This is a genomic window from Alistipes sp. ZOR0009, from assembly GCF_000798815.1.
GTDB lineage: Bacteria > Bacteroidota > Bacteroidia > Bacteroidales > ZOR0009 > Acetobacteroides.
In genome coordinates this window covers 144,820-157,816 of sequence record NZ_JTLD01000004.1, presented here as the reverse complement: position 1 = coordinate 157,816, position 12,997 = coordinate 144,820, and the positions used below count along the sequence as shown (strand labels likewise).

13 protein-coding genes are annotated in these 12,997 nt (G+C 40.5%); 10 read left to right on the top strand and 3 right to left on the bottom strand.

The features are described from left to right. Positions 1-165: 165 nt before the first annotated feature. The 3 genes from L990_RS01385 (at position 166) to pdxH (ending at position 2,281) form a co-directional block, all read left to right on the top strand. Positions 166-573 carry a DUF4783 domain-containing protein gene (locus L990_RS01385; protein ID WP_047444730.1) on the top strand — a complete coding sequence of 136 codons (408 nt, stop codon included), beginning with the start codon at positions 166-168 and terminating at the stop codon, positions 571-573. After that, positions 563-1,414, top strand: a complete 852-nt coding sequence (gene nadC / locus L990_RS01380; RefSeq protein WP_047444727.1) for a carboxylating nicotinate-nucleotide diphosphorylase — start codon at positions 563-565, stop codon at positions 1,412-1,414. Before L990_RS01385 ends, nadC begins: the two co-directional genes overlap by 11 nt. Positions 1,415-1,639: 225 nt before the next feature. Next, positions 1,640-2,281: a pyridoxamine 5'-phosphate oxidase gene (gene pdxH / locus L990_RS01375; protein ID WP_047444726.1), complete on the top strand. Its 642-nt coding sequence runs from the start codon at positions 1,640-1,642 to the stop codon at positions 2,279-2,281. Positions 2,282-2,417: 136 nt separating this feature from the next. Here pdxH and L990_RS01370 read toward each other — a convergent pair whose 3' ends face one another. Beyond that, positions 2,418-3,923 carry a glutamine synthetase family protein gene (locus L990_RS01370; RefSeq protein ID WP_047444725.1) on the bottom strand — a complete coding sequence of 502 codons (1,506 nt, stop codon included), beginning with the start codon at positions 3,921-3,923 and terminating at the stop codon, positions 2,418-2,420. 297 nt (positions 3,924-4,220) lie between these two features. On the opposite strand from L990_RS01370, the gene era reads away from it, so the two are divergent. From era to L990_RS01340, 6 genes are all read left to right on the top strand, one after another. Then, complete coding sequence (era, locus tag L990_RS01365) at positions 4,221-5,105, top strand: GTPase Era (RefSeq protein WP_047444723.1); 885 nt, start codon at positions 4,221-4,223, stop codon at positions 5,103-5,105. Between the two features lie 33 nt (positions 5,106-5,138). Continuing rightward, positions 5,139-6,446 carry a ribosome biogenesis GTPase Der gene (gene der / locus L990_RS01360; RefSeq protein WP_047444721.1) on the top strand — a complete coding sequence of 436 codons (1,308 nt, stop codon included), beginning with the start codon at positions 5,139-5,141 and terminating at the stop codon, positions 6,444-6,446. Between the two features lie 123 nt (positions 6,447-6,569). Beyond that, a complete protein-coding gene (locus tag L990_RS01355; RefSeq protein WP_081981562.1) occupies positions 6,570-7,292 on the top strand; it encodes a hemerythrin domain-containing protein in 723 nt (240 codons plus the stop codon). Continuing rightward, a complete protein-coding gene (locus L990_RS18950) occupies positions 7,292-7,888 on the top strand; it encodes a response regulator transcription factor (RefSeq protein WP_052180634.1) in 597 nt (198 codons plus the stop codon). Before L990_RS01355 ends, L990_RS18950 begins: the two co-directional genes overlap by 1 nt. Before the next feature lie 98 nt (positions 7,889-7,986). Then, the gene (locus L990_RS01345) at positions 7,987-8,532 is read left to right on the top strand and encodes a hypothetical protein (protein ID WP_047444717.1); all 546 of its coding nucleotides are present in this window, start codon (positions 7,987-7,989) and stop codon (positions 8,530-8,532) included. A 96-nt stretch (positions 8,533-8,628) separates the two neighbouring features. Continuing rightward, the gene (locus L990_RS01340; RefSeq protein ID WP_047444715.1) at positions 8,629-9,831 is read left to right on the top strand and encodes an ectonucleotide pyrophosphatase/phosphodiesterase; all 1,203 of its coding nucleotides are present in this window, start codon (positions 8,629-8,631) and stop codon (positions 9,829-9,831) included. 28 nt (positions 9,832-9,859) lie between these two features. Here L990_RS01340 and L990_RS01335 read toward each other — a convergent pair whose 3' ends face one another. Together L990_RS01335 and L990_RS01330 are read right to left on the bottom strand one after the other, a co-directional pair. Next, positions 9,860-10,180: an iron-sulfur cluster assembly protein gene (locus L990_RS01335; protein WP_047444713.1), complete on the bottom strand. Its 321-nt coding sequence runs from the start codon at positions 10,178-10,180 to the stop codon at positions 9,860-9,862. Between the two features lie 14 nt (positions 10,181-10,194). Then, positions 10,195-10,617 carry a SufE family protein gene (locus tag L990_RS01330; protein ID WP_047444711.1) on the bottom strand — a complete coding sequence of 141 codons (423 nt, stop codon included), beginning with the start codon at positions 10,615-10,617 and terminating at the stop codon, positions 10,195-10,197. A 358-nt stretch (positions 10,618-10,975) separates the two neighbouring features. Between L990_RS01330 and L990_RS01325 the strand changes: the two genes are divergently transcribed. Next, positions 10,976-12,952, top strand: coding sequence for a GAF domain-containing protein (locus tag L990_RS01325; RefSeq protein WP_081981561.1), 1,977 nt, complete (start codon positions 10,976-10,978; stop codon positions 12,950-12,952). The last annotated feature ends 45 nt before the right edge of the window (positions 12,953-12,997 follow it).

Sequence of the window (12,997 nt, the reverse complement as noted above, 5' to 3'; positions counted from 1 at the left end):
TTATAGGGTAATTTATGCCGTTAAACGCACAAGAGGTTGGTTGTACGCTTACCGCCTATCTTCTAACGTTGTTTAAAAATCATAAAGAAATCCGGCTTAAGGCAATTCTGGCATGGTTTCCGCTAGAAGAATGGATACTATCAGCAAACATAAAATAATAATGAAATGAATGCAAGCCTGAAAGTTATACTTTTATCAGCATGCTTGCTTACTTTTGTTACATTTGTGGGAGGAACAAGGCAGCAGGACGATACTACTTTTCGGAGTATTGTGTTTTCTGGTCAAGTTCTGAAGCTTAGACCATACTTTGGTGAACGTCTTCAACTTAAGATAGACGGAGTGGGGCATATTTATAGCGCTCGGCAAGCCGCTGTGATTCTTGAAGATTTTTTGTTAAAAAATAGAATAAAAAGTTTCAAGAAAAAGGTGAAAGGTGGAAGTGGAAGCAAAATGTACATAGTTGGTACGCTTTATACTGATAACGGAAACTTTAATGTGTCGATTTACTACACTCATTACGATGGGCATCAGGAAATCGTGCAGCAGATTAGAATAGAAAAGCATGAAAAATAGTAGTTCAGATTTGGTTGATAAGCTCATAGAGCTCGCAATTCTGGAAGATATTGGGGATGGCGATCATTCATCGCTATCGTGCATTCCAGCCTCCGAGCAGGGCAAGATGAAGCTTCTTGTAAAGCAGGAGGGAATTATTGCTGGAATAGAGATTGCCAAGCTGATTTTTGGTCGGATAGATGGCGAACTAAAGATGGAGCAGCTGCTTACTGATGGCGCTCACGTGAAGGTTGGCGATGTGGCATTTTTTGTTGAAGGTCGTGTACATTCGCTACTTCAGGCAGAGCGCCTAGTTCTTAACGTAATGCAGCGTATGAGCGGGGTTGCAACACAGGCGAATGTTTATGCCCAAAAGTTGAAAGGATTAAAGACTAAAGTGCTTGATACTCGCAAAACAACGCCTGGCATGAGGATATTGGAGAAAATGGCCGTTAAAATAGGAGGTGGTGAAAATCATCGCATAGGGCTCTACGATATGATCATGCTGAAGGATAACCATGTTGATTTTGCAGGGGGAATTGAATCGGCAATAAAGAAGGCGCAGGATTATCTTAGAGTAAAAGGGCGCGATCTTAAAATAGAGGTGGAGACTCGTTCTATAGACGAAATTCGCAAGGTGATGGAGGTTGGCGGCGTACACCGAATTATGCTCGATAACTTTGATCTGGAAAAAACGAGGGCGGCCGTAGAATTAATTGATGGAAAATTTGAAACAGAGTCCTCCGGTGGAATAACTTTGGAAACGTTACGTGATTATGCGGAGTGTGGTGTCGATTTTATATCCGTCGGAGCACTTACGCATCAAATAAAGAGTTTAGACATGAGTCTAAAAGCCATATAATTCAAACTGACATTAGAATTTTTGGTTCGGCAGCCTTTTATAGGCTGCCTTTTTTGTTTTACAGCTTTGGTTGTTAAACAAACATCATTTTTTTGTGTTAGTGAAACCTCACAGAAACCGTCTTTTAGCAAGATTATTAATGTGGATTATTTTGTTAGCGGGTGCTTGTCTGGAGGGTAATATCGTTTCGATATTCTTTTAGACAGCTGGTTAAATTTTTATTGTATGAAAAGAAATATTGCTAATATAAGGAAGGAGTACGGGCAGCAGGAGTTTGATGAAGCAAATATAATTTCAAATCCTTTTGAGCAATTCGAGGTGTGGTTGCAGGACGCCATTAAGCGTGATGTTTTGGAGCCAACGGCGATGACGTTGGCAACGTCGACTTTTGAAGGGAAACCTTCGGCTAGAGTTGTTCTTCTTAAATCTGTAAGTGAGGATGGTTTTGGCTTTTTTACCAACTACGAAAGCCGTAAGGCTAAGAATATCTTGCAGAATCCTTACGGAGCATTGGTCTTTTATTGGGCAGAGCTAGAGCGTCAAGTTCGCATTGAAGGTAAAATTCAAAAAGTATCGGAGAAGGATTCCGACACCTATTTTAAAACCAGACCCGAAGGGAGTAAAATAGGGGCATGGGCTTCGCCTCAGAGTCAGGTGGTTCCTAATAGGCGCTATCTTGAAGATTTAATGGTTGACTTTAAGGAGGAATTCCGCGATAAGCCAATAAAGCGTCCTAAAAATTGGGGTGGTTATATTTTGAGTCCGACATTGATTGAATTTTGGCAGGGGAGAAAAAATAGGTTACATGATAGGATGCAGTATCGGTTGGATAATGGGATATGGACTATCGAACGGTTGGCTCCATAAAAAAGAAAAAAGCGACCCTCCCGGGGCGCTTTTCTATTTTACACCTTTTCCCTTAACTTGTGAGCATTAAATTTAAGAATACAAAGTGTCAATCCTAAACATTAAGTGTACTCGGTGTAATGAAGAGAGCAACTAATTACATCACATGCAAATACTTATCGACTAAAGCAGCAATTTGTTCTTCTTTACCATAGAGCACTTCGCTCAACTTGGCGTCATTATGTGATTTTAGAATCTTAATCTTATTGTCAATCAATCCTTTTGTGAAGATGCCGTATTTTTCAAAAACTTCACGTTTGGCTTTGAGCCTATCTGCAGATTCCCAGCATGATGCAGGAAGTTGGTCAAGCTTTTCTAGGATATGCTTGTTCTCATCCCTAAAGATGTTGCAGCCAACGTAAAGGTTTTCTGCTTTTTCAAGCGCATTCTCCATTTGTAGCCCATGCAATGATCCAACAACCAGGCCAGTCATAAGCAGGTAGATGTCAGCAGAACCATCTGGGGCTCTAAACTCTACAGTTTGCTTGCTGTCACGATTTAGTTTGAGAGGAGCACCGTTAGGATTTGCATCTTTAACCATATTTTCGGTACCAATGCCTCCAAGAGGAACTCTTACGAGTACAGAGCGGTTTCTATCTCCCCAGCAAATGTTGGTTGGGGCTTCTTGATGAGGCACTAGCCTTAAGTATGAGGTTGGAATGGTATTTCCAAAGGCTGTTAGCGCGTCGGCGATATCAAGAATACCTGCGATCATTTTTTTAGCGGTATCGCTAAGCTTACTTTCGCTAACCATCTGGTTTTTGCCATCCTTTTCTAGCATCATGTGGACGTGAAGTCCGCTACCAGCCTTTCCTACTGTAATTTTTGGGGCAAAGCTAATGGTTACACCGTACTTGTATCCAAGCATACGGATAATCCATTTGGCAACAATAAGCTGTTCTGCTGCGTCTTCAATTGGAGTTGGAAGGAATTCGATCTCCTGTTGCTCATAGTAGATGCCATCCTTTACGAAGCAGCCTACTTCTGAGTGTCCGTATTTCACCAATCCGCCTGCCTTTGCAATCAAGCTTAATGCTTCAACTCGGAGCATTTCCCATTTAGCATATGGAGTAGATGCGTGGTAACCTTTTTGGTCAACGCCAGGATAGAATTTTTCATCATCCGTAATGACGTAGTACTCTAACTCTCCAAGAGCCTTGAAGGTATATCCAGTTTCCTGCTTAAAGGTGTCAACTGCTTTGCGTAGCATGTACTCGGGAGAACTTTCCAGAGGTTGACCTTCGCTGTTGTAGAACGAGCAGATAAGGTTCAAGGTAGGCACTTCCGCAAATGGATCAACAAATGCAGTTCGGTATTTAGGGATCACGTACAAATCGCTCGAGCCAGCTTCGATGAAGGAGAAAAGGCTTGAGCCATCAACTCTTTCGCCTTGGCAAAGAATGGTTTCTAAGTACTCCTTGTTGTTGATAACGAAATTTAGCGTTTTAAGCTTTCCGTCTTCAGCAGCATAGCGAAAGTTTACCATCTCGATGCCATTTGCCTCGATAAACTTGATGATATCCTCGCAGGTAAACTCCGACGAGGGTTTCTGTAAGTATTTTACAAGCTCGTTCTGTGCGAGCTCAGTGTATTTTGTATTCATAGTCCGTCAGCTAAAAAAATCACCATCGATGATGGCGTCAAAAGTAATGAATTATTATTTCAATCCAATTTATATGGGTAAATTATCACAAAAATCTTTTTAAAACCGAAAAATAGTTATCAAATCAACCTTTGCAAACTACAAAAGTGAATGTTAAATTGAACAGAATCAGGCCTCGCTATCGCCTATACATCTTATAATGGCGCTATTTCTTTTTTTTACTAAAAGTTGCTTGGCCAAACAATAGCTTTACTAAACCGATTGTTTGTTGTACTTTTGTAGCCTAAAATACGCGTAATGTCTCATAGATCAGGCTTTGTAAATATCCTAGGTAATCCCAACGTGGGAAAGAGCACGCTCATGAACGAGCTGGTAGGCGAACGGTTGTCCATAATAACGGCTAAGGCGCAAACAACCCGTCACCGTATCATGGGTTTGGTGAATACTGATGACTACCAAATTGTGTTTTCTGACACCCCTGGGATACTGAAACCGAACTATAAGCTGCAGGAGTCGATGATGAAGTTCGTAAATACGGCTATCACCGATGCAGACGTATTTTTATATGTGACTGACGTAGTCGAAACTGCGGATAAAAACATAGAGTACGTAGAGCGGCTTAAGAAGACGGCCACTCCAATTATCCTTATTATTAACAAGGTTGATTTGACTACTCAGGAAAAGTTGGAGGAGATCGTAGAGCAGTGGAAGGTGCGCCTGCCAGAAGCGATGATAATTCCTGCATCGGCGAAGGAAAAGTTTAATACCGATGTCATAATGGGTACGATTACGAAGCTCTTGCCAGAAGGTCCTCCTTTTTTTCCAAAGGATCAGCTAACAGATAAGCCATTACGCTTCTTTGCATCAGAAATAATACGGGAGAAAATTTTTCTAAACTACGATAAGGAAGTACCTTATTGTACCGAAGTTGTCATAGAATCCTTTGTTGAGGATGCTAAGTTAATGCGTGTTTCTGCAGTTATCTATGTTGCCCGCCAATCGCAGAAAGGGATAATAATAGGTAAGCAGGGAAGCGCTCTGAAGAAAGTTGGAACGGAGGCTAGAAAGGAAATGGAGGCGTTTTTAGGAACAAAGGTCTTTCTCGAGCTTTTTGTAAAAGTGAATGACAAATGGCGCGACAATGAGCGCGATTTGAAAAATTTTGGATATATACAGGACTAAATAGCTGCTATGAGCAGCATATAAGCAAGTAAAATGGCAAACATTGTAGCAATAGTAGGGCGTCCCAACGTTGGTAAGTCGACCCTTTTCAACCGATTGGTAGGAATGCGTAAGGCCATAGTCGATGAGACTGCTGGTGTTACTCGCGATCGCCACTATGGTAAGTGCGACTGGAATGGACGTGATTTTTCAGTAATAGATACGGGCGGATATACCGTAAACTCTGACGATATCTTCGAGGAAGAAATTCGCAAGCAGGTGGAGTTAGCCATTGAGGAGGCTGATGTAATTCTCTTTGTAGTAGATGTAATGGGCGGAATAACAGACTATGACGCTGCGATTGCACAGCTGTTGCGTAAGTCTGGGAAAAAAGTATTCTTAGTTGCCAATAAGGTGGACAGTAACGATCGTGCATACTATTCTGCTGAATTTTATGGGCTAGGATTGGGCGACCCTTATAGCGTTTCTTCCATGAGCGGCTTCGGAACAGGCGATCTTTTAGATGCGGTTGTTGATAACCTGCCTAAAGAAGAAAACCTAGAAGACGAGGAGGATGTTCCTAAAATTGCAATCGTTGGCCGTCCAAATGTGGGGAAATCATCAATTGCTAATGCGCTTTTGGGGCAAGATCGCAATATTGTTACTCCCATTTCAGGAACCACCCGCGACTCTATTTTATCGCGATACAATAAGTTTGGTCAAGACTTTTTCCTAATTGATACAGCAGGACTTCGGAAGAAGGGAAAGGTAAATGAGGATATAGAGTTTTACTCTGTAATGCGCTCCATTCGCACCATCGAATCTTCGGATGTATGTGTGCTTATGTTGGATGCATCGCAAGGAATCGAAAATCAGGACTTAAACATCTTTAACCTCATTGTTCGTAATAAAAAAGGGGTTGTTGTTGTTGTAAACAAGTGGGATTTGGTTGAGAAGGATAACAATACCATGAAGAAGTACACCGAAATGATCAAAGAGCGGATGGCTCCATTTAACGATGTACCAATCATATTTACGTCTGTAATTACAATGCAGCGCGTGTATGATGTTATCCAATCTGTGATGCAGGTATATGAAAATCGCAAGCGTCGTATTCCAACCGCCCGCTTAAATGAATTTTTTCAGCCAATATTGGAGGACTATCCAGCTCCTGCAGTTAAAGGTAAGTATATTAAGATCAAGTTTGTAACGCAACTTCCAACTGTTACTCCTTCGTTTGCCTTTTTTGCAAACCTACCACAGTACGTAAAGGATCCTTACAAGCGATTTTTGGAAAATAAGCTTCGAGAAAACTTTGATTTTAAGGGAGTGCCTATTCAGGTGTATATCAGACAGAAATAAAATAGTCACAAGAAATGAGCCTTCGTATTTTAATACGGAGGCTTTTTATTTACGAAGGCATAAACTTCTGAAAGGCTTTGATGTTGATACTAACTCTTGATTTGTTGCTAATTTATAAAGGAAATGATTTCAAGTTCATCAAAAATGGCAGAGGTGATTTATCTAAATCACCATCTTTTATCGGTTATTCATAAAATTGGGATTTCTTTAGGTTTTGGAGATGCTACTGTGCGGGAGGTTTCCTTAAAAAACGGGCTTAATCCTGATTTTGTTGTAGCAATACTGAATACCTATAATGATCCGCACTACTTTCCAGAAGAGCATCTTACTACCTTCTCTGTTGGAGAGATTGTGAACTATTTGAGAAGGTCACATAGGGCGTATATTTTAGAGCAACTCCCCGAGTTGGCAAATCTGTTTGAGTTGTATGCGAGCGAGACAAAATCATCTTCCTATAACGGTTTGATTCGCAACTTTTTTAACGAGTATAGAAGCGAAATGGAGAAGCATTTTTATGCGGAAGATGAGTATATGTTTCCGTACGCTTTGGCAGTGGAGCAATCTTTTGAGGAGGAAGCATTTCCGGTAGAAATGGCGCGTAAATTTAAGGAGTATACTATTACGGATTTTCTTCAGGAGCACACCAACATTGAAGAAAAGCTTGATGATCTAAAAAATTTAATCGTAAAGTACGTTCCGCAAGAGAGCGATAGCATATTGGCATTTGATATTCTAGAAAAACTATTCCATTTAAATAACGACCTTGATGATCATTCTCGTATAGAAGAAAAAGTGCTGATACCTAAGGTTGTTGCGATGGAAGAGGAATTAAAAAGGAGGAAATAATGAGCTTCTCTGTCATATCATTATTAAGTCCAGATTTGCTGCAGCTGGGGGTACGATCATTAATAGAGGGGATCGATAAAAGTATTATTCAACCCGAAATTACGGAAGAAGATGTTGCTATGGCTGTCGCTCGAATTCGTCCTAACATTCTGGTTGTGGGGGAAGATTTGTTTAGTAATTCATGCATGGAATCGATCCTACGGGCATGCTTTTGCTACAATATTCTGATTGTTTGCATGTACAACGAGAAACCGCAAAGTTTAGTTGAGGGAGTGGAGTATCTTTGCGTGCAGCAGCAGTTACCTGAATTACAGCAGCGTTTTGAAGCCTTAATTTCTGATAAGCGGGCAAGTATAGGTGATGATGCTACCGAGGAACTTACTATTCGAGAGAAGGATATTATTAGGGACGTTGCTTTGGGGTTATCGAGTAAAGAAATCGCTGACAAAAACTTCATTTCTCCACATACGGTTGTTACCCATAGGAAAAATATATCGAGAAAGTTGGGGATTAAATCAATCTCGGGATTGACAATATATGCTATTATCAACAAGTTGGTTAGTGTTGATGATATTAGAGATAGCGAACATGGGTAAAATTCTTGCGCTTTACTTCTATTTTTTGAAAAATGAGAAACAATGAGTTCTCATTTTTCCTATTTTGCGGTGGGAATAAATCAAACACACACTTGATCATGAGGAGATTATTTTGGACAAAGATGGTGGCCTTTGCTGCGGTAGCACTATTTGTGATTGCAACTTCGTTGAGCGCTAGTGCTCAAAAAGTTGATAAAGCAACCATGATGGAAAATAAGGTTAAGCTAGCCGAAGAAAAGGTAGACAAGGCGCAAGCGAAGGTTGATCAGGCTGACAGCTTAATTACTGTTGGTAAGGAGATGCAGAAGGAGGGAAATCTGGAGCTCAAAGAACTTCAGGCTGAGGAAAAGTCGCTGATTAAGTCGTTTGAAAGTGAAGTTAAGCCAATTGAAAAAATGCTTAACAGTAAAGATAAGGATGATGTTGCCTCTGCAAAGAAGGATAAAAAGGAGTTGGAAACGAGGTATAAGGCCGAAATGAAGGCTCTGGAAGCAAAATTCAAGGAGGCAGATAAAAAAGTTCAGACAGGAATAAAGAATGTAGAAAAGGGAAAAGAGAAGAAGAAGGTTGCTGATGATTCTTTGAGGGAAGCACAACGTGCTCTGAAGGAGTTGGAAAAAGCGCTTTCAAAAGCATCAAAATAAGAGAAGGTGGCTTGACCACCTTTTTTTATGAATAGCATTTAAATTTTCTTTTACTGACGAAATATTTTACCTTGGATCGAATTAAAGACCAATTCCATGAGGAAAATTCTATTCTTTTTTATTGGGTTATTTTTTGCAGGAGAGGCTTTGTCTCAAGATCAGTATGTTGTGCTGGTTTCTATGGATGCATTTCGTTGGGATTATTCGAGAATATATAGCACTCCAAATCTGGATAAAATAGCCCAATCGGGAGTGAAGGCAAATTCGTTGATTCCTTGTTTTCCGTCAAAAACGTTTCCGAATCATTATAGTATGGCTACAGGGTTATACCCTGATCACCATGGGATTGTGAATAACTCATTTTATGCTCCAGAGTTTAAAGAGTCGTTTTCATTGGGAAATGAAAAGGCGAAGTACGATCAAAAATTCTATGGCGGAGAACCTATCTGGAATACAGCAGAGCGCCAAGGTGTGAAGGCTGCCTCTTTTTTCTGGGTTGGGAGCGAAATTTCAATAAATGGACGCCGTCCTTCAATTTGGAAGATGTATGATGCCAATGTCCCTTTTTCAGCACGAATAGACAGCGTTGTTAGCTGGCTAAGGCTACCTGAAAAGAATAGACCGCATTTGGTTCTTCTCTACTTTCAGGAGCCAGATGCTATAAGCCATAAGTTTGGCCCCATTTCTAACCAAACTAAGCGGCAGGTAGAGCAGCTTGATAGCCTTATGGGGGTGTTACGAATGAAATTAAAGGCGTTGCCAATAGGCGAGAAGATTAATTTGATTATAGTATCTGATCATGGGATGGCTCCCATATCCCACGATATGGAGGTAGAACTTTCTTCAGGCGTGAAGAGCGAATGGGTTGATGAGGTACAAGCGGATAATCCTGCGATGAATTTATCTGCCAAATCACAATATTATGACTCTGTATTTTCTGCGCTTACGAGAATGGAGCATATTAAAGTCTGGAAAAACAAGGAAATTCCAGCAAGATTGAACTACGGGAAGAATCCCAGAACCTTAGACTTTACGGTTGTTGCAGATAGCTTGTGGAGCGTAACTTGGAAAAGGCGGGTAGGTGCGTCGGGATATAATATGGGGACTCATGGTTACGATCCTGAGTATAAGGCCATGCACGGTATATTTTATGCAGAGGGGCCAATGTTTAGAAAAGGAATACAAACTCAATCATTTGAAAATTTGAATGTTTACAATATTGTAAGCCGTATTTTAAATATTTTGCCGGCTCCAAACGATGGAGATCCTGCTGTCCTTGAGATGGTTCTGAAAAAATAGAAAAAGGAGTGTTGCACTCCTTTTTATTTTATAGCAAGCCTAACTCAAGCATTGCTTCCTCCGACATCATGCTCTTATCCCAAGGTGGATCAAAGGTTAGTATGACGGTAACGTCACTAACGCCTGAGGCCATTCGAACCTTATCGTTAACATCTTGAATTACTGCCTCTGCCATCGGACAGTTTGGTGCGGTGAGCGTCATGCGCACGGTGGTATAGCCATCGGCTTCCACATCTATTTCGTATATGAGGCCAAGATCGTAAACATTTACAGGAATTTCGGGATCGAAAACTGTTTTTAGCAACTCTACGATTTCTCGTTCAACCTCAAGTATGCGGTTTGCGTCCATTTTAGTCATCAAATTTATTCGCCTTTTGCTTGGTAGGCCAATGCGTATAGCTTCATTTGCTTAATCATGGCTAGCAGCCCATTTGCACGGGTGGGCGAAAGGTTTTCTCTTAAACCAATTTTATCTATAAAAGTTAACTCGGCGCTTAAAATTTCTGCAGGAGTTCGTTCCGACAGTACTCGAATTAGCAGCGCTATGATACCTTTCGTAATGATAGCGTCGCTATCTGCAGTAAAGTGTATTCTTCCATCATTGAATTCGGCGTTAACCCATACGCGCGATTGGCAGCCTTTTATTACGTTTTGTTCGGTTTTTTGCTTTTCTTCGATAGGAGGAAGCTCTTTGCTGAGTTCTATCAGGTAGTTGTAGCGGTCCATCCAATCGTCGAAGATGCTGAATTCCTCTACAATTTGATCTTCTACTTCGTTTATAGTCATTGCGGAATCGTTTAAAACGGTGCAAAGATAGGAATCTAACCTTAGATTGGGAATTTTATAGCATAGAATCGTTTTATTGAAAAGGAATGGTTTTGTTTATACGTAAAATTGAGGCAATATAGTTGACTATTGCGCAGAAATATTCATAAAAGAACTCCAGATAATGTATATCGATGTTCTCTCTCCTTAATAAACGATAATTCAAGTTAATAATTGAGTGTTAAAATTAGGTTTTGTTGGCTTAAAAGACGTGTAATTGAGCTTCTCGAATTTTACATAACAACCTATTTGTTAATAATGACAAAACGATTTTAGGAGAGCGTGTCGTATTTTTACATTTGTACACAAATTGAAAAAGATGGGGATGATAAAGAGGGTGAAGGAATATTACCTTAATAGTAGTATTAGGGTAAAGATTAACATTTCAATTGTAGGGGCTGCTGGAATTATTCTTTTGGTGTTGCTATCAATTGTATCGTTACGATCTAGAAGTATTGTGCTGGATAATGCGGAAAAAGCAGCAACAGCGCTGGGGAAAGAAAATTCGTCTAAAGCGGTTGAGTTTGTTAACTCCAAGGAGAGCGCGCTACAAATGATGGCATCAAGCTTCGAGAGCCAGTCGGGAATGCTCGATATGAAGTTTGACCTGTACAAAAACACCATTAGGCATGTTTTGGAGGAGGATCAGGAGGTTTACGCTATCTGGTATATCGAAGACTTTAAGGTTAGCGATTCTTCGCAGGTACAAAAATTCTTGCATTGTAAAGAGGCTGCTGTTGACTCTAAAATGCTGCTTAGTAAGGTTGAAACCGATTTTGGTTATAGCCAAGTTAAAAGTACAGGGGAGGTCTGGATTAGCGATCCTATAAATGTAAGTGGAACGTGGCTTTTTGATATTGCAGTACCGCTTAAAGTTGACGGGAAAATAGTTGGAGCCGCAGGCTATATAATTAAAGTTGATTACCTTAATAAGATAGTCTCAGAAGCGCTAAAAGCAGAAGATGGTGCTTGTAAGATAATTACTGGTACTGGTATCGTGGTTGCCCATGCAGATAAGGGGCAAATTGGACATAAAACGGATGAAGGTGATGATACCGATGCTATTATAGAACGAGTTAAAAAAAATGAACTCTTCTCTGATTACGTTTACTCAAGCACCTTTAAGGGTGAAGCCTATAAAGTTTTTGTGCCAATCTCATTTGACGGAACAAAGTATACTTGGTCGTTTTGTACGGTTGTTCCCACAAGCAAAATGCTTCACGAAACGCATATGCTGGCTCTGGTTACCATATTTCTTATAATTGTAGGTCTGTTGGTGTTGGTATATGTCACCAATATTTTATCTAGAATGCTTACTAGGCCTGTTGTGTTGGCTTCCGAGCAGCTGTCTTTGATATCGGAAGGGCGTTTGGGTATGGCCAAAGAATTAGACATTCATTCGAATGATGAAATCGGACAGATGGTTGAAGGTTTAAACCAGCTTACTTTTAGTTTAAAGAATTTGGCCCATTTTGCCGATGAGGTAGGCCATGGGAATCTAGATGTAAGTATGGAAGCTAAAAATGAGCAGGATGTCATTGGCAAGGCGATGGTTGAGATGAAGCAAAACCTTATCGATGCGCGAGAAGCGGATGAGAAGCGTAGGCATGAAGATGAGCTTCGTAGCTGGAAGATAACCGGAAATGCACGAATTCATGAGGCTGTTCGTCGCGAAAATACCAGCATTAAGCAGCTTTGTACAGCCATTGTTAAGGAAATTATTTCGTACACTGGCGCCATTCAGGGTGGTATATTTGTTATTGACGATACTGATACCAACGAACGTTATATCGATTTAGTTGCCTGTATTGCTTATAGCCGTAAGAAAATGATGCAAAAGCGTATTCCTATAGAAGAGGGACTTATAGGGCGTTGCATTTACGAGAAGGCACCTATTTTGCTATCAGAAATCCCTCAAGACTATCTTTCTATAACATCGGGTTTAGGCGATAAGAATCCAAATTTCTTGGCCATCATTCCTTTGATGAATAATGAAGAGATTGTAGGTGTGTTTGAAATCGCCTCATTTAAGGAGTTTGATAGCCATGTAATAGAATATCTAACAAAAGCAGCTGAAGGGTTGGCTTCTGCAATTTCAAGCGTAAAAATTAATGAGCGTACTCAGCGTTTATTAGATCAAACGAAGCAGTATGCCGAAGAAATGGGAGCCCAAGAAGAAGAGTTGCGCCAGAATATGGAAGAGATGCAGGCTGCCCAAGAAGAAATGTATAGAAAGTCGAGAGACTATGAGGATACGATTGCAAGACTTAAAGATGAGCTTGCACAGAAAGCGTAGGGGTGTTGGAATATAGGGAAAAAAGCATGAGGGAGTAAGATTGGC